Below are 20,772 nucleotides of genomic sequence, written 5' to 3'. Positions count from 1 at the left end.
AACTTTACCAGTTATTCGGCCGAGTCGACAATCGAGCGGCTTTCGGCCTCGAGCTCGTGCAGTGCGCCGAGCACGATCGCGGTGAAACGCTCCGGCTTCACGAGGCTGACGAGGTGCGTCGCACCGGGGATCAGGACGTGCCGCGTGTTCGGATTCGCCCGCACGAAGCGCGCCTCGTCCACGCGGAAGTGGTCGAGCCGGCCGTTCACGATCCAGACCGGGCCGGGGTAGCGCGCGAGCCCGGCGAGCGGGTCGAGTGAACCGGCCGCGGCGAGGGCGCCATCCATCACCTCGAGTGCGATGCCGCCAGCGCCGAGGTCGACGCTTCCTTCTGCACCGACGGCGAGCCTCGCCATCGCGTTGTTCAGCGCGAGTCCGCGATCGGGTAGTCGCTTGATCGCCGCTGCCAGCCCGCGGTAGCCGGCGAGCCCGGCCCCGCGAGGCCGCGTCGAGCAGCTCGCGGCGATGAGGCCGGCGACGCGGTGCGGATGCCGCGCCGCATACTCGATCGAGAAGTACCCGCCGAGCGAGAGGCCGACGAGCAGCACCCGCCCGCCGAGCTCCCGCACCCCGTCATCGATGGCGCTGATCGCCGCGTCGACGCTGAACGGCTCTCCGATGCGCGCACCGTGCCCGGGCAGGTCGATCGCGAGGGCGCGGTGTCCCTGCGCGTGCAGCGCGGCGAGCTGCGCCCGCCACATGCTGGACGAGGTGCGGATGCCGTGCACGAAGAGTGTCGGCAGTGCGGTGCTGGACGCCTGACCCATGCGCACAGTTTAGAGAGCGCGGCTCCGGATCGCGCCGGATGTCTGTGCCGCGGCCACGGCCGCGGTGCGGGAGGAGACGCCGAGCTTCGTGAAGATGTGCACGAGGTGCGACTTGACGGTCGCCTCGCTGAGGAAGAGCTGCCGCCCGATGTCGCGGTTGCTGCGCCCCTCCGCCACGAGCGCGAGCACCTCAGACTCGCGCAGCGTGAGCGGCGAGCCGGCGGCATCCGCCCGGTTCTGCAGCAGCATCTCGATGGCGGGGGAGATGGCGCTCTCACCCGCCGCGGCCGCGCGCACGGCGGCGATGAGCTCGGTGGGCGGGGCGTCCTTCAGCAGGTAGCCGCTTGCTCCGGCCTCGACGGCGCCGAGGATGTCGGCGTCCGTGTCGTAGTTGGTCAGCACCAGCACGCGGGGCGCGCCGTCGGCCGAACGGATCACGCGCGTCGCCTCCGCGCCCTGCATCGCGCCGCGGCCGGCCGAACCGAACTGCAGGTCCATCAGCACGATGTCGAAACGCTGCTCACGGCAGAGCTCGACGGCGGCCTCGGCGGTCTCGGCCTCCGCGGGGACCTCGATGTCGCTCTCCGAGGAGAACAGGGCCTTGAGGCCGGCGCGCACAACGGGGTGGTCATCGGCCAGCAGCATGCGAATCACGGGGAAACCTCCAGGGGTAGGGACACGGCGAGGGCGGTTCCCGCCCCGGGGGTGGACTCGACGCTGAGCCGGCCGCCGAGCCGCTCGACGCGCTCACGGATCGTCGCCAGCCCGAACGATTCGCCGCGGTGCTCGGCTCGGCTGGCGGCGCCCGCCTCGAAACCGACCCCGTTGTCGACGATGTCGAGCGTGACCTCGTCGTCCATGAAGGTCAGGGTGACGGCGGCGCGCTGGGCCTGGGAGTGCTGAAGCACATTGGCGAGGGAGCCCTGCGCGATTCGCAGCAGCGTCGTCTCGTGCGCCATCGGCAGCTCGATCGGCTCCCCGCTGAGCTGGAAGCTGACGACGGTCGGTGAGTCGGGCCTGGTGGATGCCGATTGTGCCGTGATCGAAGCGGCGAGGCGCGCGAGGGCGGCTGGCAGCGACTGCTCGTCGAGCGCCGGAGCGCGCAGCTCCCGGATGAAGCGGCGGGTCTCGGCCAAGCCGTCTGCCGCGGTCTGCCTGGCCTGCTGCACGTGCTCGAGCGCCGCCTCGTCGGAAATGTTGCGTTCGGCAGCATGCAGCAGCAGCTGGATGCTGGAGAGGCCCTGCGCGACCGTGTCGTGGATTTCGCCGGCCAGGCGCTGCCGCTCGGCGAGCGTCCCGGCCTCCCGCGCGGTGACGGCGAGTTCCTCCCGTGTTGCCAACAGGTCATCGATCAGCAGATTGCGTTCGGCGGACTCCCGGAACAGCGCACGGTAGGCCAGGCCGAGCACGACGGCGACCGCGGCACCGATGATCGGCCCGATGAAGGTGCCGGGATCCCAGCCGAGGTGCATGCCCAGGGCGAGGATCGACAGCAGCAGCATCGCTCCGACGACGGGGACGCTCCACCGCGGCGGGAACAGGTGCAGGGCGATGAAGAACAGTGGGAAGACGATGTACGCGCCGTCGGAGGCCAGCAGCGTCAGCGCCAGCCAGACGATGACGAGCGTGAGGAACCACAGCGCCCTGGCCCACATCGGCGTCGTGCGGCGGGCGAAGCGCACCCCGAGCGCGTAGACGGCGAGGAGCACGACGCAGAGTCCGACGATGAGCCACTGCATCGGCCAGGCGCCGAGCAGCGCCCGGAGCGCCACGAAGCCGGTGAGGCCGACCATGAGGGCGTGCAGACCCACTTGCATGGTGACGAAGACCGGGGTCAACGCCGAGTGGGCGCGGCTCGGTGCCTGCCGCGCCGCGCTCGGCTTCACGGCGCCGCTTCGCTCACTGTTTGTCGACTCTGTAGCCATCGGCGCCAGCCTAGTTCGGGCCGGCTGCCGGCGGCATCCGTCGAAAGTCGGAAGGCGGGCAGACCGGTTCGCGGGCGAAAAGGGAGGCGGGTCCACCGAAGTGCGCCCGGCATGGGAGAATGGCCACACGATGTCACCACGAGCTTTGAAGGCCCTCGAGCCCGCCGCCACCGACCCCGCGTTCATCCGCAATTTCTGCATCATTGCGCACATTGATCACGGTAAGTCGACCCTCGCCGACCGCATGCTGCAGATGACGGGGGTGGTCAGCGACCGCGACATGCGCGCGCAGTACCTCGACCGCATGGACATCGAGCGTGAGCGCGGCATCACGATCAAGAGCCAGGCGGTGCGGATGCCGTGGGCGCTCGGCTCGCAGAGCTACGCGCTCAACATGATCGACACGCCGGGCCACGTCGACTTCAGCTATGAGGTCTCCCGCTCTCTCGCCGCGTGCGAGGGTGCAGTGCTGCTCGTCGACGCCGCGCAGGGCATCGAGGCCCAGACGCTCGCGAACCTCTACCTCGCGCTCGAGAACGATCTGACGATCATCCCGGTGCTCAACAAGATCGACCTCCCCGCGGCCGACCCGGATAAGTACGCCAAGGAGCTCGCCAGCCTGATCGGCGGCGACCCCGACGACGTGCTCCGCGTCTCCGGCAAGACCGGCCTCGGCGTCGAGGACCTGCTCGACCGGGTCACCGAGCGCATCCCGGCGCCGCAGGGCGACCCGAATGCGCCCGCCCGCGCGATGATCTTCGACTCCGTCTACGACAGCTACCGCGGCGTCGTCACCTACGTGCGTATGATCGACGGCCAGCTGAAACCGCGCGAGCGCATCCAGATGATGTCGACCCGCGCCACCCACGAGATCCTCGAGATCGGCGTGAGCTCGCCGGAGCCGACCCCGAGCAAGGGCCTCGCCGTCGGCGAGGTCGGTTACCTGATCACCGGCGTGAAGGACGTGCGCCAGTCCAAGGTCGGCGACACCGTCACGACCGCGGCGAAGCCAGCCACCGAGGCGCTGCCCGGCTACACCGAGCCGCTGCCCATGGTCTTCTCCGGTCTATACCCGATCGACGGCTCGGACTACCCGATCCTCCGCGAGGCCCTCGACAAGCTCAAGCTCTCGGATGCCGCGCTGGTCTACGAGCCGGAGACCTCCGTCGCCCTCGGCTTCGGCTTCCGCTGTGGCTTCCTCGGACTGCTGCACCTCGAGATCATCACGGAGCGCCTCGAGCGCGAGTTCGGCCTCGACCTCATCGCGACGGCCCCGTCCGTGATCTACGAGGTCACCACCGAGGACAAGAAGACCGTCACCGTCACGAACCCGAGCGAGTTCCCGGTCGGCAAGATCTCGGCGGTGAGCGAGCCCGTCGTCAAGGCGGCCATCCTCGCCCCGAAGGACTACGTCGGCGTCATCATGGAACTCTGCCAGGGGCGCCGTGGCGTCCTGCTCGGCATGGACTACCTCGGCGAGGACCGGGTCGAGATCCGCTACACGATGCCCCTCGGCGAGATCGTGTTCGACTTCTTCGACAACCTCAAGTCGAAGACGGCCGGCTACGCCTCGCTCGACTACGAGCCGGCAGGCGAGCAGACCGCCGACCTGGTGAAGGTCGACATCCTGCTCCAGGGCGAGCAGGTCGACGCGTTCAGCGCCATCGTGCACCGCGACAAGGCATACGCCTACGGCGTGCTGATGACCACGCGCCTGCGCGAGCTCATCCCGCGCCAGCAGTTCGAGGTGCCGATCCAGGCCGCCATCGGCGCCCGCATCATCGCCCGTGAATCCATCCGCGCCATCCGCAAGGACGTCCTGGCCAAGTGCTACGGCGGTGACATCAGCCGCAAGCGCAAGCTCCTTGAGAAGCAGAAGGAGGGCAAGAAGCGCATGAAGATGGTCGGCCGCGTCGAGGTCCCGCAGGAGGCGTTCGTCGCCGCCCTGACCGGTGACGTGGAGAAGAAGGACAAGAAGTAGGCCGTGCGGCGCCCAGCGCTCGCTGACCAGCCCCTGAGTTACGGGCCGGTCGGTGGAACGCTGGCGCCGACGCTGCTCGCCTCCCCACCGGACGGCTATCGCGCCACGGAGAGCAGCGTGCGGCTCGGATCGGGCGCCGAGCGTTTCGCCGCGGCGTCCGTCGAGCTGATGCACTGGCAGGTGCTGCGTCGCAGCGGGATCGCGGTGGCGGATGCCGCAGGCGCCGGCGCACGCGAGGTCACGCTCGGCGACACCGTTGTGCAGTCGTTGCCGCTGGCCGGCCTGCGCTTCGCGGCGCCGATCCGCGTCGTGCGCGTGCTGCAGGAGCCGCGCCGCGTCGGCTACGCCGCGGGAACCCTGCCCGGCCACCCCTTGCGCGGCGAGGAACTGTTCCTCATCGAGCACCGCGCCGACGACTCGGTCTGGCTCGTCATTCGGGCTTTCGCTCAGCCAGCAACCCTGCTCTACCGCATTGGCTCACCCGCCATCCGGTTCGCCCGCCGCCGCTACACCGCCCGCTTCCTCCGCGCTCTGCTCGAGGAGGAGCGCGCGAGTTGACGCAAACGGCCCCTTGACCCCGAGCGAAGGGGCCAGATGCGCCAACTCGCGGGCACAGAGAGTCGGACGGCGCGTTGCCAGAATCGTCGCCTACGCTGTATGAGGGGTTTTCGAGAAAGTAGTGTTTGCGCGTGCGTCGTTCCACATTCACCGATCAACCGGTCAGCTATGGCGCGATCGGCGGCACGATGGCGCCCGATCTCATGAGCTTCCCGCCGGCCGGCTATCGCCCAGCCAGCCACAGCACGCAGCTCGGCAGCGGCGCTGAGCGCTTCGCCTCGGCATCCGCGGCCCTCATGACCTGGGGCGTGCAACGCGGCAGTGGCATCGAGGTCACCGACACCAACCAGGGCACGGGCGAGCAGTACCACGGCCTGCTCTTCGGCGCGGACGGGGCTCCGCTGGCCGAGCAGCCCCAGCACCACAGCGACGAGCGCTTCGGCCCGGACGGCACGCCGTACATCACGCCGGGAATGACCGCCGTCCTGCGGGTCACCGCGTGGAGGAAGACCGTCACGGCCCCCGTACGTGTCGTCCTCGTCATCGATGAACCAGGGTCGGTTGGGTTCGCCTACGGCACGATGGACGGCCACCCCGAGAGCGGTGAGGAGCTGTTCCTCGTCGAACACCGTGAGGACGACTCGGTCTGGCTCGTCATCCGCAGCTTCTCCAAGCCGAGCTCGCGCGGGTGGTGGATGCTGGCGCCGCTGTTGCGGCTTCAGCAGCGCGCGTACACGAAGCGTTACCTGCGGGCGCTGCACCCCGCCGCCGCGGCGTAGCCGGGATGGCCAGCGCACTTCCACTCGGCGACCCGGCCCCAGCCGACGGCCTGCTGCCGGCGAGCGCGGCGGACGGCGCGGCCGACCGCGACTTCAGCGTCTACCTGCACGTGCCCTTCTGCCGGGTGCGCTGCGGCTACTGCGACTTCAACACCTACACGGCCACAGAGCTCCGCGGTGTCAAGCAGAGCGACTACGCCAGCCAGGCCGTGCTCGAGGTCGAGCACAGTGCACGCATCCTCAAGCGCTCCGGCGTGCCGGCGCGTCCGGCCGCGACCGTCTTCTTCGGCGGCGGCACCCCGACCCTGCTCCCCGCGGAGCACCTCGCCAGGATGCTCGACGCGGTGCGCGAACACCACGGTCTGGCCCCGGATGCCGAGGTCACCAGTGAGGCGAACCCCGACTCCGTGGATCGCGACTACCTGCAGACGCTCAAGGATGCCGGTTTCACCCGCGTCTCCTTCGGCATGCAGTCCGCCGTTCCCCACGTGCTCGCGACCCTCGAGCGCACCCACGATCCTGCCCGCGTCCCACTCGTCGTCGCCTGGGCGCGCGAGGTCGGGCTCGACGTGAGCGTCGACCTGATCTATGGAACGCCGGGGGAGTCGCTCGACGACTGGCGCGCCAGCCTCGAGCACGCGATCGCCCAGCAACCCGACCACATCAGCGCATACTCGCTCATCGTCGAGGACGGCACGAAGCTGGCCAGACAGATCAAGCGGGGCGAGGTCGCCCAGCCAGACGAGGACCTGCAGGCCGACATGTACGAGCTCGCCGACGAGCTGCTCGGCGCCGCCGGATACGAGTGGTACGAGGTGAGCAACTGGGCGCGCGGCGCCGAACACCGTTCGCAGCACAATCTGGCCTACTGGCGCAGCAACGACTGGTGGGGCATCGGCCCCGGCGCGCACAGCCACGTCGGTGGCATGCGCTGGTGGAACGTCAAACACCCGTCGGCCTACGCGGATCGCGTGCTTGCCGGCGACTCGCCGGCCGCCGGGCGGGAGAGCCTGGATGCCGGGACCCGCGAGTTCGAGCGGGTGCTGCTGCTCGCCCGCATCCGTGAGGGGATCCCGGTCGACTCGCTGAGCGCCGCCGGGCGCCTGGCCGTCGCCGGTCTGATCGCCGACGAACTGATTAACGCACGAGCCGCCCTTGCCGGATCAGTGGAACTGACCCTGCGCGGGCGGCTGTTGGCCGATGCTGTCGTGCGCCGCCTCCTGGACGACGACGCCGCGTAGCAGCGCGCCACCCGAGGCACAATCGCGCTCTGCGACCGCGCCATCGAATCGTTACCAAACGTCGTTCGGTTTTCAGATACTCTGCGAGAGCTGTTTCACCTCTCTCAGAAAGGAACACCAGACAATGTCGTCTCGTCGTACATTTCGTGTCGCGATCGCCGGACTCGCCACCGTCGCCACGATCTTCTCGCTCGCAGCTTTTTCGGCCCCAGCGGCCGCGGAGAGCCCGAACAACTCGTCTAACAGCAATGCCGGCAAGAACGCCGAGGTCACCGTGTACCTCACGCGCCACGGTGAGACCTGGCTCAACACCCAGCACCGCATGCAGGGCTGGTCGGACTCGCCGCTCACCGCGGCCGGCGAACTCGACGCACAGAACCTCGGCAAGGGCCTCGCCGAGGCCGGTATCAGATTCAAGTCGGCCTACTCCGCCGATATGGTGCGCCACTACGACACCATCTCGCTCGCACTCGGCGAACTCGGGTACAAGGGCGAGCCGGTGCGCGACAAGCGTCTGCGAGAGGTGTCATTCGGCAAGTTCGAGGGTGCCACCCAGGCAGAGGTCTTCACGGTGGTCGGCCCGCTTCTCGGCGGAGATCAGAGCGTCGGAGCGTTGCTCGGCGCGATCGTGACCGCTAACGGAACCAGCCCGTTGCCGGCCGAGTCGCTCGATCAGCTCAGCACCCGCACGATGGCCTCTTTGAACGACATCGCGTCGGCACAGGCGAAGAAGGGCGGCGGGAACGTGCTGGTCGTCTCGAGCGGCATCACGATCATGGCCGCTCTGGAGACGCTGGGAGCCGACCTCAGCTCGGTGACCACGGGAATCGACAACGCAGCGGTGAGCAAGCTCACCTACAAGAACGGCACCTGGACCGTGGTCAGCGTGAACGACTCCAGCTACGTCGAGGCCGGAGCCAACTAGCCGCCTCGGTTAACGAACGAGCCGCCCGTGCCGGATCAGTGGTACTGATCCGGCACGGGCGGCTGTGTGTTTCCGGCCCTGCTAGCTGACGAACTTGATCGCCAGCGGGTACTGGTAGGCCAGCCCCTGGTTCGCCTTGACCGCTGCAATGATGCTGAACACGATGATCAGCACGCTGACGGCGGCGATGATGATGAAGCCGATGAACACGATCGTCAGGATTCCGCCGACGACGTACGCGATCGCCATCGTGATCTGGAAGTTGAGCGCCGTCGCCGTGTGCAGGCGGATGAATGGACCCTTGTCCTTGAGCACCAGGTAGCCGACCAGCGCCGGAACGAAGCTGAAGAAGATGCCGCCGACGTGGATCAGCGTCGCCCAGAGCTTCTCGTCGGCCGGGCTCAACTGCGTCTGGCCCTGGTACGGGGTGGCGGGGGGAGGAGGTGCGGCTGACATAGTGGTGCTCCTTGAGTCGTGCGAATGTGCTCGCGAAAGTGATGCCAGTGTACTGGCCGGGTGTACCCCGCGTCCGTTATTTGATCATGCGGATGGCGAAGGGGTAACGGTAGCCGCGCCCATCCTTCACCTGCATGAAGGCGATGATCGAGAAGATGACGCCGACCACCCAGATGAGCCAGCCGATGTTGAAGCCAAAGAATCCGAAGGTGATCACGGTCAGGATGACGCTGAGGATCGCGGCGGCGACCTCGGCGATGAGCAGCGTCAGCTGGAAGTTCAGCGCCTCCTTGGCCTCGGTGTTCGTGAAGCGCCCGCGGTCCTTGAAGATCAGCCAGATGATCAGCGACGGCAGGAAGCTGAAGATGCCGCCGAGGTGCGCGAAGGATGCCCACTGGATGTCGGCTTCCTGACTGAGCGGCGCGCCCGGCGCCGCGGTGCTCGCGTAGGGATTCTCCGGTTGCGTCGGCGGTGCCGGCGGTGCCGGTGGGGTAGGCGGCTGCTGCGTCGGATCGTACGGGGGAGTCGGAGCTGATGGGTCGCTCATGATCGATCCTTTCGATGGTGCTTCTGCAGCGCGCATTGCGCTCATTCCCAAGCTAGTCGCGATATGATTAGCACTCAACGGCAGTGAGTGCTAAGTGGTCGAACTGGTCGGCCCAGCGCGGTGAGGAGGTGGTGCGCATGGTTTCGGAACGAAGCCTCGAGGTTCTCCGTGTGATCGTGCAGGATTACGTCTCATCGCGCGAGCCGGTCGGCTCCAAGTCGATCGTCGAGCGCCACTCCTTCGGCGTGTCGGCCGCCACGATCCGCAACGACATGGCGCTGCTCGAAGAGGAGGAGCTGATCGCGGCTCCGCACACCTCGTCCGGTCGCATTCCGACCGACAAGGGATACCGGCTCTTCGTTGACCAGCTGAGCGATCTGCGCCCGCTCAGCGCGGCCCAGCGCCACGCCATCGAGACCTTCCTCGGCCAGTCGGCTGACCTCGACGACGTGCTCTCGCGCACCGTGCGGCTGCTCTCGCAGCTCACCCAGCAGGTCGCCCTCGTGCAGTATCCGTCGCTCACCCGCGCAACGGTCAAGCACGTCGAACTCGTGCGCCTCAGCACCCATCGTTTGCTGTCCGTCTTGATCACCGACACCGGGCGCGTCGAACAGCGCGTCGTCGACACCACCTCAGAGGTGACGGAGGAGTCGGTCGCCGATCTCCGCACGGTCATCAACGCGACACTCGTCGGCCTGGGCATGACGGATGCCGCCGCCGCGGCAGGCGGCCTCGCCGATGCCGCTCCGCCGCAACTGGCCGGCGTGGCATCCGTCGTCGCCGAGACGCTCGTCGAGCAGGTGCTCGCGAATCGCGCGGACAAGCTGGTGATGGCCGGCGCCGCCAACCTCGTGCGCACGGAAGAAGACTTCACGGGCAGCATCTTCCCCGTGCTGGAAGCCATCGAGGAACAGGTCGTCCTGTTGCGCCTGTTCGGCGAGATGGCCACAGACCAACACGGTGTCTCAGCGAGCATCGGGCGTGAGAACGCCTCGTTCGGGCTCGGCGAGACCTCGGTTCTCAGCAGTAGTTACCTCTCGGCCGGATCCGAGCTCGCCCGGGTGGGCGTTCTCGGCCCGCTCCGGATGGACTACTCCAACAACATGGCCGCCGTTCGTGCGGTCGCTCGGTACTTGTCCAGACTCTTGGGCGAAAACTAGTAGGACGAATCGCCTCGAGTTCGCCGTGCTCTGCGCGCGCAGGATGCTCGAGGCCGGAAAGGAACGGCCGGAGTGGCTGACCATTACGAAGTACTCGGCGTCTCGCGCGAGGCGACCACCGACGAGATCAAGAAGGCGTACCGCCGCCTCGCCCGCGAACTGCACCCCGATGTGAACCCGAGCTCTGAGGCTTCCGAGCGTTTCAAGGAGGTCACGCACGCCTACGACGTGCTGAGCGACGCGAAGCAGCGCCAGAACTACGACATGGGCGGCCAGGGTGGCTTCGGCGGCGGCGCGGGAGACTTCGGCGGCTTCGGCGACATCTTCGAGACCTTCTTCGGCGGGGGTGGCGGCGGTGGCCGTCGCGGTCCGCGCTCCCGCCGTGAGCGCGGCCAGGATGCGCTGCTGCGCGTCGAGGTCGACCTCGACGAGATCATCTTCGGCACCCACCGCGACATCGAGGTTGACACCGCGATCCTCTGCGAGACCTGCCAGGGATCCTGCTGCGCACCGGGAACCAGCCCGGTCACCTGCGACATCTGCCACGGAACCGGCAGCATCCAGCGTGCCGTTCGCTCGCTGCTCGGCAACGTGATGACCTCGAGCCCCTGCGGCAGCTGCCGCGGCTACGGCACGATCATCGCCACCCCGTGCCTCACCTGCCAGGGCCAGGGCCGAGTGCGCGCCCGTCGCACCGTTCCGGTCGACATCCCCGCCGGCGTCGACACGGGCGTTCGCCTGCAGATGCCGGGCAGCGGAGAGGCCGGCCCGGCCGGCGGACCGAACGGTGACCTCTACCTCGAGATGAAGGTGCGTCACCACGACGTCTTCAGCCGTGACGGCGACGACCTCCTCGCCACGCTCGAGGTGGCCATGACCGACGCCATCCTCGGCACGACAACGACGCTGCACGCGCTCGACGGTGACGTCGAACTGGACCTCAAGCCCGGAACACAGAGCGCAGAGGTCATCACGATCAAGGACCGTGGTGTCACCAAGCTCCGCGGCAACGGCCGCGGCGACCTCCGCATCGGCATCCAGGTCGTCACGCCCAGCAAGCTCAACGGCAAGGAGCGCGATCTGATCGAGCAGTTCGCCGGCATGCACAAGCACCCCAAGCCGGCGCTCAGCCAGTTCCAACAGGGCCTCTTCGCCAAGCTGCGCGACAAGTTCCGGGGCTGACCCGTGAGCTCGCTCTACCTGCGTGAAGACCTCGAGCCAGCGGCCGTCGAGGCCTCCGGCGTCGCCAGCGTCACCGGCGCGGAGGCCAAGCACGCCGTGACGGTCAACCGCACCCGGATCGGTGAGCGGGTCTCGATCGGCAACGGGCGAGGCCTCATCGTGACGGGCCCGGTCATCACGGCGGATGCCGGCGAGCTCCGGATCCAGGCCGAACTGATCGAGAACGTGCAGCCGTCCAGCCCCCGCATCGTGCTCGTGCAAGCACTGGCCAAGGGTGGACGCGACGAGATGGCCGTGCAGGCGTCGACCGAGCTCGGCGTCGATGCGGTGATCCCGTGGAGCGCCACCCGCTCCGTCTCCCGCTGGGAGGGCGCCAAGGTCGCCAAGGGTCAGGAACGCTGGGCCAGCATTGTGCGCGAGGCGAGCAAGCAGTCGATCCGCTCCTGGCTGCCTGACGTCACGACGCTCTTCTCCGGCAAGGACCTCGAACGCCTCGCGGCCGCCAGCCACATGCTCGTGCTCGAGCCGACGGCCGAGACGGCGTTGACCGAGTGGGAGCCGAACGATCACGAGCTCGACATCGTGCTCGTTGTTGGACCGGAAGGTGGCATCGCCCCGCACGAACTGGAGCGTCTGCAGGCCGCAGGCGCGACCCTCGTGCGCCTCGGCCCGACGGTGCTGCGCACCTCGACGGCGGGCGCCGCGGCGCTCTCGGTGCTGAATGCCCGACTCGGCCGGTGGTAGTGCGCCTTAAGATGGACGTATGACTTCAGCCGACGATCAGACTCCGTCCCTCTTCAGCCGCATCGTCGCGCGCGAGATTCCGGCGCGCATCGTCGCGGAGACCGACACCGTCATCGCCTTCCACGACATCGCGCCGCAGGCGCCGCTGCACGTCGTCGTGACCACGAAGACACAGCAGTACGCCGACGTCGCCGAGCTGGCTGCCGGCGACCCAGCGCTGCTCGCCGAGCTCGTCGCCGTCGCCAAGCAGGTGGCGGAGGAGCTGGCCCCTGCCGGCCGCACTCCCGGCCAGTTCCGCTTGATCTTCAACACGGGACCGGAAGCGGGACAGACCATCTTCCACGTGCACGCGCACGTGCTCGCCGGAACATTCAAGGAGGGCTCGCTTGTCGGATCCTGAGCAGAAGCGTCCTGAGCAGAACACAGCTGACCAGAACACACCCGAACAGAGCACCCCTGACCAGAACATCGAGTTGCGGCTCGTCATCGACGGCGTCGCACTTGTCCGCCTCTTCGGCGCACAGGACCGCCTCCTCGGCAGGATCGAGCAGGAGTACCCGGATGTCGCGGTGCACGCGCGCGGCAACGAACTCACCCTCAGCGGCCGACGTGACCAGGTCCAGGCCGTCAGCCGTCTGGTCGAGGAGCTGCAGGACCTGATCCGCGAGGGCCAGGACCTGAGCCCCGGCGAGGTGTCGAGCACCGCCCGCATCCTCGAGGCCGATCATGGCGCACGTCTGAGCGATGTGCTCGGGCAGGCGATCCTCACGGCGCGCGGTCGCAGCATCCGCCCCAAGACGCGCGGGCAGAAGGCCTACGTCGACGCGATCGACGAGAACAGCATCGTCTTCGGCATCGGGCCGGCCGGAACCGGCAAGACCTACCTCGCGATGGCGAAAGCCGTGCAGGCGCTACAGCGCAAGGAGGTCGACAAGATCATCCTCACGCGCCCGGCCGTCGAGGCCGGAGAACGTCTCGGCTTCCTGCCCGGCACCCTGACGGACAAGATCGACCCGTACCTGCGCCCGCTCTACGACGCCCTGGCCGACATGATGGATCCGGAGCTCGTGCCAAAGCTGCTGGCGTCCGGGACCGTCGAGGTTGCTCCGCTCGCGTACATGCGCGGTCGCACCCTGAACTCCGCGTTCGTCGTGCTCGACGAGGCGCAGAACACGACGCCGGAACAGATGAAGATGTTCCTGACCAGGCTCGGCTTCGGCTCCAAGATGGTCGTGACGGGCGACATCACCCAGGTCGACCTGCCGACCGGCTCCTCCGGTCTGCGCCTGGTGACCCGGGTGCTCGACGGCATCGACGACATCTACTTCGCCCGCCTGACCAGCGAGGATGTCGTCAGGCACTCGCTCGTCGGCCGTATCGTCGACGCATACACCGAGTACGACGCCAAGAAGCAGGCCCAGCGTTTCGAACGTGAAGAGGCCAGAGAATTCGCGAACCGCGCGGAACGGCGCGGCGGCGTGCCGCGCGATCGCCAGCCGGGCCGCGGCCCCCGCTCCTGAGAGGTACTGAACAATGAGCATTGAGATCAACAACGAATCGGCCATCGAGGTGGACGAGAGCGCCATCCAGCGCCTCGCCGTCTTCGCGCTCGACGCGATGCACGTGCACCCCGACGCGGAACTGGCCATCGTGCTGGTCGACGAGGGCGCCATGGAGCAGCTGCACGTGCAGTGGATGGACGAGCCAGGCCCAACCGATGTGCTCAGCTTCCCGATGGACGAGCTGCGCCCCGGCACAGAGGACGCACCGACCCCGGCCGGCCTGCTCGGCGACATCGTGCTGTGCCCGCAGGTCGCCCAGGCCCAGGCCGAGACGGCCGGTCACTCGACCATGGCCGAGCTGCAGCTGTTGACGACGCACGGAATCCTGCACCTTCTCGGATTCGACCACGCCGAGCCGGACGAAGAGAAGGAGATGTTCGGGCTCCAGCGCGAGATCCTCGCCGGCTTCGCCCAGCAGGAGCGCCGTCGCTAAGTGGAGATCCTCTTTTTTCTTCTGGCCTTCGTGCTCGTCGCCTTCGGCGGGCTGATGGCCGCCGTCGACGCCGCGATCACCTCGCAGTCGCGCGCCGACATTGAGGAACTCGCCGTCGGAGCCAGGGCCAGGGAGTCGCTCCTGGCCATCGCCAGCGACCCCGGCGCGCACATCAACGCCATCAACTTCATGCGAATCATCGCCGAGACGACGGCCGCGGTTCTCGTGACGCTCGCCTTCGCCTTCACCTTCGACGAGGTGTGGGTCGCGCTCGTGCTCTCCGCGCTGATCATGACGGCCGTGTCGTTCGTGCTCGTCGGAGCGAGCCCGCGCAGCGTCGGCCGCGCGAACCCCGGCGTCATCCTGCGCCTCACCGCGCTGCTCGTGCACTTCCTCCGTGTCGCGCTCGGACCGATCGCCAACGCGCTCGTCGCCCTGGGCAACCGGGTCACGCCCGGTCGGCCGAGGCTCGGCACCTTCGCCAACGAGGAGCAGCTGCTCAGCATGGTCGACCAGGCCACGGAGCTGGACGTCCTCGAGGAGGACGACCGCGAGCTGATCCACTCGATCTTCGAGTTCAACGACACCGTGGTGCGCGAGGTGATGGTGCCACGCACCGACATGGTCACCATCTCCGGCGGGGCCGACCTCGGCACCGCGATGGGCCTCTTCCTCAGCTCAGGCTTCTCGCGGATGCCGGTGATGGCCGGTGAGGTCGACGACGTGCTCGGCGTCCTCTACCTGCGCGATGTCGCCAAACTCAGCTTCGAGCGGTCGCTCGACGCCGAGCAGCTCATGGTCGCCGAGATCGCCAGGCCGGCGCTCTTCGTCCCCGAGTCGAAGAAGGCGGACGATCTGCTGCGCCAGATGCAGCTCGAGTCGAACCACCTCGCGATGGTGATCGACGAGTACGGCGGAATCGCCGGCCTCGTCACCCTCGAGGACCTGATCGAAGAACTCGTCGGCGACATCTCAGACGAGTACGACCGTGAGGTCGTCGAGTTCGAGGAACTCGGCTCCGGCCGCTACCGCGTCTCGGCCCGCCTGCCCGTCGACGAACTCGGTGAACTCTTCGGCATCGAACTCGATGACGACGACGTCGACTCTGTCGGCGGCCTGCTCGCCAAGGCGCTCGGCCGCCTCCCCGTCCCCGGCTCCAGTGCCTCGGTCAGCGGGCTCGCGCTCACGGCGGAGCGCACAGAGGGCAGGCGCAAGCGCATCAGCACCGTCATCGTTGAACGTGACCAATCACTCATCGATGCAGAAACAGCATTCCCCCCGCAGCACGACGAAGGAGCACGATCATGAGCGACGCCACCACCCCAAGCGACGCCACAACCCCCGAGGGTTACCGGGCGGGCTTCGTCTCGTTCGTCGGGCGCCCGAACGTCGGCAAGTCCACGCTGACCAACGCCCTCGTCGGCGAGAAGGTCGCCATCACGAGCTCGAAGCCGCAGACGACGCGGCGCGCCATCCGCGGAATCGTGCACCGCGAGAACGGCCAGCTGATCCTGGTCGACACCCCCGGCATCCACCGCCCGCGCACGTTGCTCGGTGAGCGGTTGAACAGCCTCGTGCAGTCCACCCTCGGCGACGTCGACGTGATCGGGATGTGCTTCCCGGCCGACGAGCCGATCGGGCCGGGCGACAACTTCATCAACACGCAGCTCGACGAGTTCCCGCGCGCCAAGAAGGTCGCCATCGTCACGAAGATCGACACCGCGTCGAAGCAGCAGGTCGGCGAGCAGCTGCTCGCCGTGTCTGAACTGCGCGACTGGGCTGCGATCATCCCGATCTCGGCGATCACCGACGTTCAGCTCGACATCCTGACCGAGGAGCTGCTCAAGCTGCTGCCGGTCTCCAGCCAGCCGCTCTACCCTGCCGATGCCATCACAGACGAGGGCACGGAGGACCGCATCGCCGAGTTCATCCGCGAGGCCGCACTCGAGGGTGTCACCGACGAGCTGCCGCACTCGATCGCCGTCACGATCGACGACATGATCGAGCGCGAGGACCAGGACCTGCTCGAGATCTACGCGAACCTCTTCGTGGAGCGTGACAGCCAGAAAGGCATCATCATCGGCAAGGGCGGCAGCCGGCTGAAGGATGTCGGTGCCACGGCGCGCGCGCAGATCGAGCAGCTGCTCGGCCGCAAGGTGTTCCTCTCGCTCCGCGTGAAGGTCGCCAAGGAGTGGCAGCGCGACCCGAAGCTGCTCGGCCGCCTCGGCTTCTAGGTGTTTCGCGCACTCGCACGCAGACAACGCGTCGCCGACCTCGTCGGCGCGTGTGCCTTCTTCGTGCTGCTCGCGCCGTTCGTCTCGGCGATCGGCATGGCCGGATTCGGCTGGGGGCCGGCCGTCGTCGACGTGCTCGTGCTCGCGGTGTACTCCCTCGCGCTCGTGTTCCGCCGCCTGTCGCCACCGCTCGCCCTCATCCTGGCCTGGCTCGGCGCGATCATCCAGATGGCCGCCCTGCGCGATGTGCAACCGGGCAACCTCGCCATCCTGATGGTGCTCTACGCGGTCGGATGCTACGGCAACCGCATCGTGCGATGGCTCGGCCTCGCCTCTGCCGGCCTCGGCGCACTGCTCGCCGCCGTCTACCTGATGTACCTGTTGCCGATGGGCAGGGGGCAGGACGTCTCGACGGTCGGGACGGGCGCCTTCCTGTTCACCACCATCGCCTCGCTTGCCGTGCTGGTGCTTCCGTGGACGCTCGGCCTGCTGGTCAACGCGCGCACGGCGTCGCGGGAGAGCAAAGCCAGGCAGCTGGAGGCGCAGCGGGAGGCCGAGCGCGCCGAGTACGCCGTCGTCGTCGAGCAGGAGCGCAACCGGATCGCGCGCGACATGCACGATGTCGTTGCACACTCCCTGGCCGTGGTGATCGCGCAGGCCGACGGTGCCCGCTACTCCGCCGCAGCCAACCCGGACACGGCCGCGCAGGCGCTCGGCACGATCGCCTCCACCGCGCGCGAAGCCCTCGCCGACGTGCGCCTGCTCCTCGCGGAGCTCCGCCACTCGGAGGCGGAGGGTCCGCAGCCGAGCATCCACGACCTCGAACGGCTGATCGACCAGCTTCGGGCGACCGGGCTCCAGATCGACGTCTCGTCGACGGGCTCCGTTGTCCCGATGAGCGCGAGCCACCAGATCGCGGTCTACCGCATCGTGCAGGAGGCGCTGACGAATGTGCTGCGGCACGGCGACGCGCGGCGGCCGGTGACGCTCGATCTCAGCTGGAACGTTGAGGGCGTACGCTTGACCGTCGCGAGCGCCATGCGCTCGGCGCCTGCCGCTGCTGGGGCAACACTCGGGCACGGGATCCCCGGCATGCGCGAGCGGGCCCTGCTCACAGGCGGAAGCTTCAGCGCCGGCGCGAGCGAGACCGGGCGCTTCGAGGTTGCCGCGCGGATTCCGAGCGGGATCGGGCAACCAACGCCACTCCAGACGGCGGACACAGACTCAACAGGGGGACACTCATGACGCGGATTCGCGTAGCACTGGTCGACGACCAGGCGCTCTTTCGCGCCGGCATCCGGATGTTGATCGAATCGCAGCCGGATCTCGAGTTCGTCGGCGAAGCCGGTGACGGCGCGGCCGGCATCGCGCTGGCCGCATCGTCGGCGGCCGACGTGATCCTCATGGACATCAGGATGCCGGTGCTCGACGGCATCGCGGCGACGGAGGCGATCGTGGCCGCCTCGGCCGGTGTGTCCGGCCCGCCACGGGTTCTCGTGCTGACGACCTTCGACCTCGACGAGAGTGCGGCGCGGGCGATCAGGGCAGGTGCAAGCGGCTTCGTGCTGAAGGACGCGGAGCCGGAGTTCCTGCTCGCGTCGATCCGCACCGTGCACGCGGGCAACGCCGTCATCGCGGCATCCGCGACCCGCGAGCTGCTCGAGCACTTCGCGGCGCGCGCACCGCAGCCGGTTGCACCGCCGAGCTTCGAGACGTTGACCCCGCGCGAGGGGGAGATCTTCGTGCTCGCCGCCAAGGGGCTCAGCAACACCGAGATCGCCACGCGGGAATTCCTCAGCGAGGCGACCGTCAAGACCCACATCTCGCGCATCCTCGGCAAGCTGGGACTGCGCGATCGCGTGCAGCTGGTCGTCTTCGCCTACGAGCATCGTCTCGTCGATTGACCTGAGCATCATCCCTCCGAGGTATGCGGAGCCATCGCTGGCCTGACGCGCGGGTTGTGGCCGCGTTCGTAGCGTTGAAGCATGGCAATCAACACGACCGACCTCGGCCTCATCGCCCGGGTCGCACACCTCAGCAAGCGCTACGGGACCGGGCAGGGAACGGTCACCGCCCTCGACGACATCTCCATCGGCATCCGCCGCGGCGAGTTCACCGCGATCATGGGCCCGAGCGGCTCAGGCAAGTCGACGCTCATGCACATCATGGCCGGCCTCGACAGCGCAAGCAGCGGCCAGGTGTGGCTCGGTGACACCGAGATCAGCGGCATGGCCGACAGCCAGCTCACCGTGCTCCGCCGGCGCCGCGTCGGCTTCGTGTTCCAGTCGTTCAACCTCGTTCCGACTCTCGACGTCATGGCGAACATCATGCTGCCGTTCGAGCTGGACGGCCGGAATCCGACCGCCAAGGAACAGGCCTGGGTCGATCACCTGATCGCCTCGCTCGGCCTGCTGAACCGGCTCGGCCACCGCCCGCACGAGCTCTCCGGCGGCCAGCAGCAGCGCGTCGCCATCGCCAGGGCGCTCGGCACGCGGCCAGACCTCGTCTTCGCCGACGAGCCGACCGGCGCCCTCGACTCCCGCACGGGGCGTGAGGTGTTGGCCCTGCTCGCGACGGCCGCCCGCGAATACGATCAGTCCATCGCGATGGTCACCCACGACCCGATCGCGGCCAGCCACGCCGACCGCATCCTGTTCCTCGCCGACGGCCGCGTCGTCGACGACCGCCAGCGCGCGTCGGCCGAAGAGATCTCCCGCATCATGCTGGGCATGGAATCGGCGCTCTGATGGCCGCGCTCGGTGGAAAGACCCGCGACCACGGCTCGACACTCGTCGTCGCCGCGCTGAGTGCGGCATTCGGTGTCGTGCTGCTGCAGGCGACGGGCATCATCGCGACCGCGATCCAATCCGATGTGGTGGGGGAGTCGGCATCCGTTCGGCTCGCCCTCTCGCTCGTCACGACCGTGTTCACCGTGATCGCCTTCTACGTCGGTGCCATCGTGACCGCGAACACCTTCGGCACGATCATCGCGGGCCGGGTGCGCTCGATCGCGCTGTTGCGCCTGATCGGCGCCAGGGCCGTGACGGTGCGCAGGGCGGTGGCGACGGAGGGGCTGATCGTCGGCGCCATCGGGGCGCTGATCGGGCTCGCGCTCGGCATGCTCATCACCCTCGCCGCCGTCAGCATCGGAATCCAGCAGGCCTGGCTGCCCGCCGTCGAGTACTCCCTCATCGAACCGATCGTCGTGCTCCCCGTCGCCGTCGTCGCCCTCGTCACCTGGGGTGCCGCCTGGGTCGGCTCCCGCCGCGTCGTCACGGTGTCGCCGATGGAGGCGACAGGGGCAGCCGTCGAGGCCTCGCTCGAACAGAGCAGGCACCGCACCGCGCGGAACGTCATCGCGCTGCTGCTCGTCGTCATCGGCTTCGCGCTGATGGCGCTCGGCATCCTCGTGAGCCTTGCCAGTGTGTTCGGGCTGCTGATCTCCTTCTTCGGCGGGCTGATCTCCTTCACCGGCATCATCCTCGGCGCCCACATCGTGATGCCGCCGGTGCTGCGCCTCGTCGGGCGGATGCTGGGGCGCGCCCCGACCGCGCGCCTGGCAGCAGAGAACGCCGTGCGCTTCCCAGACAGGAGCTCGCGCGCGACGATCGGGCTCGTGATCGGCGTCACCCTGGTCACGATGTTCGCCGTCACCATGGAGAGCTACCGCACCATGGTCGCGAGCACCTTCGACGACGACCCGCAGATGGCGGCCGTGATCGACCAGTCCGTGACGCTGACCACCTCGATCTTCCTCGCGCTCGTCGGCTTCAGCGCCATCATCGCGGCGATCGGCATGGTCAACAACCTCTCGCTCAGCGTGCTGCAGCGCACGAGGGAGCTGGGGCTGCTGCGCGCGCTCGGCTTCACCGGACGTCAGGTGCGCGGCATGATCCTCGCCGAGAGCGCCCAGATGACGGTCGCAGCGGTCGGCTTCGGACTCGTGCTCGGCATCTTCTACGGCTGGGCAGGAGCGCAGTCACTGCTCGGTTCGATCGAGGGGCAGCTCATGCCGCCGAGCCTGCCGTGGCCGATCCTCGTGTTCACGGTTGCGGCCGGTGCGGCACTGACGCTCATCGCCTCCGTCGCCCCGGCGCGCCGGGCCACGACGGTCTCGCCCGTGCTGGCACTGGCCGTGGACTGAGCCCCTTTCGGCGCTGCCGATTGGTAACAATCGGCTGGCACCGTCTCGCAAGTGCGCGAGACGGTGCTAGCCTGAAAGTGTGTTGCACGGTCTGCTCCTCCTTAGCTGCCGCGACGAGTCCTAATCTCAGGCCT

22 protein-coding genes are annotated in these 20,772 nt (G+C 68.3%); 17 read left to right on the top strand and 5 right to left on the bottom strand.

The annotated features are described in order from the left end of the window. Positions 1–11: 11 nt before the first annotated feature. The 3 genes from EV379_RS08755 to EV379_RS08745 are packed head-to-tail and all read right to left on the bottom strand — an operon-like array spanning position 12 to position 2,692. The gene (locus EV379_RS08755; RefSeq protein ID WP_165397335.1) at positions 12–767 is read right to left on the bottom strand and encodes an alpha/beta fold hydrolase; all 756 of its coding nucleotides are present in this window, start codon (positions 765–767) and stop codon (positions 12–14) included. Positions 768–776: 9 nt separating this feature from the next. Next, the gene (locus EV379_RS08750) at positions 777–1,421 is read right to left on the bottom strand and encodes a response regulator (RefSeq protein ID WP_207226220.1); all 645 of its coding nucleotides are present in this window, start codon (positions 1,419–1,421) and stop codon (positions 777–779) included. Further along, positions 1,418–2,692 (bottom strand): sensor histidine kinase, encoded by a 1,275-nt coding sequence (locus tag EV379_RS08745; RefSeq protein ID WP_130505801.1) that lies wholly within the window; start codon positions 2,690–2,692, stop codon positions 1,418–1,420. Before EV379_RS08745 ends, EV379_RS08750 begins: the two co-directional genes overlap by 4 nt. Positions 2,693–2,822: 130 nt before the next feature. Between EV379_RS08745 and lepA the strand changes: the two genes are divergently transcribed. From lepA to EV379_RS08720, 5 genes are all read left to right on the top strand, one after another. Next, positions 2,823–4,673 (top strand): translation elongation factor 4, encoded by a 1,851-nt coding sequence (gene lepA, locus EV379_RS08740; protein ID WP_130505800.1) that lies wholly within the window; start codon positions 2,823–2,825, stop codon positions 4,671–4,673. Between the two features lie 3 nt (positions 4,674–4,676). Beyond that, positions 4,677–5,231, top strand: a complete 555-nt coding sequence (locus EV379_RS08735; protein WP_130505799.1) for a DUF1990 family protein — start codon at positions 4,677–4,679, stop codon at positions 5,229–5,231. A gap of 131 nt (positions 5,232–5,362) precedes the next feature. Further along, positions 5,363–6,010 carry a DUF1990 family protein gene (locus EV379_RS08730; RefSeq protein ID WP_130505798.1) on the top strand — a complete coding sequence of 216 codons (648 nt, stop codon included), beginning with the start codon at positions 5,363–5,365 and terminating at the stop codon, positions 6,008–6,010. A gap of 5 nt (positions 6,011–6,015) precedes the next feature. Continuing rightward, on the top strand, positions 6,016–7,251 hold the full coding sequence (gene hemW / locus EV379_RS08725) for a radical SAM family heme chaperone HemW (RefSeq protein WP_130505797.1): 1,236 nt from the start codon (positions 6,016–6,018) through the stop codon (positions 7,249–7,251). A gap of 124 nt (positions 7,252–7,375) precedes the next feature. Further along, positions 7,376–8,176: a histidine phosphatase family protein gene (locus EV379_RS08720; RefSeq protein ID WP_165397334.1), complete on the top strand. Its 801-nt coding sequence runs from the start codon at positions 7,376–7,378 to the stop codon at positions 8,174–8,176. Between the two features lie 81 nt (positions 8,177–8,257). Here EV379_RS08720 and EV379_RS08715 read toward each other — a convergent pair whose 3' ends face one another. Next, positions 8,258–8,632 (bottom strand): DUF4870 domain-containing protein, encoded by a 375-nt coding sequence (locus tag EV379_RS08715; RefSeq protein WP_130505795.1) that lies wholly within the window; start codon positions 8,630–8,632, stop codon positions 8,258–8,260. 76 nt (positions 8,633–8,708) lie between these two features. After that, entirely contained in the window at positions 8,709–9,179 is a 471-nt protein-coding gene (locus EV379_RS08710) for a DUF4870 domain-containing protein (protein ID WP_207226219.1), read from the bottom strand. A 137-nt stretch (positions 9,180–9,316) separates the two neighbouring features. On the opposite strand from EV379_RS08710, the gene hrcA reads away from it, so the two are divergent. From hrcA to EV379_RS08650, 12 genes are all read left to right on the top strand, one after another. Next, positions 9,317–10,339 (top strand): heat-inducible transcriptional repressor HrcA, encoded by a 1,023-nt coding sequence (gene hrcA / locus EV379_RS08705; RefSeq protein ID WP_130505793.1) that lies wholly within the window; start codon positions 9,317–9,319, stop codon positions 10,337–10,339. A 72-nt stretch (positions 10,340–10,411) separates the two neighbouring features. Next, entirely contained in the window at positions 10,412–11,521 is a 1,110-nt protein-coding gene (gene dnaJ / locus EV379_RS08700; protein ID WP_130505792.1) for a molecular chaperone DnaJ, read from the top strand. Between the two features lie 3 nt (positions 11,522–11,524). Continuing rightward, positions 11,525–12,265 carry a 16S rRNA (uracil(1498)-N(3))-methyltransferase gene (locus EV379_RS08695; protein ID WP_130505791.1) on the top strand — a complete coding sequence of 247 codons (741 nt, stop codon included), beginning with the start codon at positions 11,525–11,527 and terminating at the stop codon, positions 12,263–12,265. 19 nt (positions 12,266–12,284) lie between these two features. Continuing rightward, the gene (locus tag EV379_RS08690; RefSeq protein WP_130505790.1) at positions 12,285–12,665 is read left to right on the top strand and encodes an HIT domain-containing protein; all 381 of its coding nucleotides are present in this window, start codon (positions 12,285–12,287) and stop codon (positions 12,663–12,665) included. Positions 12,666–12,732: 67 nt separating this feature from the next. Continuing rightward, on the top strand, positions 12,733–13,785 hold the full coding sequence (locus EV379_RS08685; RefSeq protein WP_130507366.1) for a PhoH family protein: 1,053 nt from the start codon (positions 12,733–12,735) through the stop codon (positions 13,783–13,785). A gap of 13 nt (positions 13,786–13,798) precedes the next feature. Beyond that, on the top strand, positions 13,799–14,260 hold the full coding sequence (gene ybeY, locus EV379_RS08680) for an rRNA maturation RNase YbeY (RefSeq protein ID WP_055839138.1): 462 nt from the start codon (positions 13,799–13,801) through the stop codon (positions 14,258–14,260). A gap of 54 nt (positions 14,261–14,314) precedes the next feature. After that, positions 14,315–15,568, top strand: a complete 1,254-nt coding sequence (locus tag EV379_RS08675) for a hemolysin family protein (protein WP_130507365.1) — start codon at positions 14,315–14,317, stop codon at positions 15,566–15,568. Then, positions 15,565–16,494, top strand: a complete 930-nt coding sequence (era, locus tag EV379_RS08670; RefSeq protein ID WP_130505789.1) for a GTPase Era — start codon at positions 15,565–15,567, stop codon at positions 16,492–16,494. The genes EV379_RS08675 and era overlap by 4 nt, the downstream gene beginning before the upstream one ends. Beyond that, positions 16,495–17,739: a sensor histidine kinase gene (locus EV379_RS08665; RefSeq protein ID WP_130505788.1), complete on the top strand. Its 1,245-nt coding sequence runs from the start codon at positions 16,495–16,497 to the stop codon at positions 17,737–17,739. Further along, positions 17,736–18,398, top strand: a complete 663-nt coding sequence (locus EV379_RS08660; RefSeq protein ID WP_130505787.1) for a response regulator — start codon at positions 17,736–17,738, stop codon at positions 18,396–18,398. Before EV379_RS08665 ends, EV379_RS08660 begins: the two co-directional genes overlap by 4 nt. Positions 18,399–18,479: 81 nt before the next feature. Further along, positions 18,480–19,241 carry an ABC transporter ATP-binding protein gene (locus EV379_RS08655; protein ID WP_130505786.1) on the top strand — a complete coding sequence of 254 codons (762 nt, stop codon included), beginning with the start codon at positions 18,480–18,482 and terminating at the stop codon, positions 19,239–19,241. Then, complete coding sequence (locus EV379_RS08650; protein WP_130505785.1) at positions 19,241–20,638, top strand: ABC transporter permease; 1,398 nt, start codon at positions 19,241–19,243, stop codon at positions 20,636–20,638. The genes EV379_RS08655 and EV379_RS08650 overlap by 1 nt, the downstream gene beginning before the upstream one ends. Positions 20,639–20,772: the final 134 nt, after the last annotated feature.

Origin of the sequence: Microterricola gilva, assembly GCF_004217495.1 — a bacterium.
GTDB classification, from domain to species: domain Bacteria; phylum Actinomycetota; class Actinomycetes; order Actinomycetales; family Microbacteriaceae; genus Microterricola; species Microterricola gilva.
Note: the sequence above shows the minus strand (reverse complement) of the source record. Positions and strands in the feature narration are given on the sequence as shown.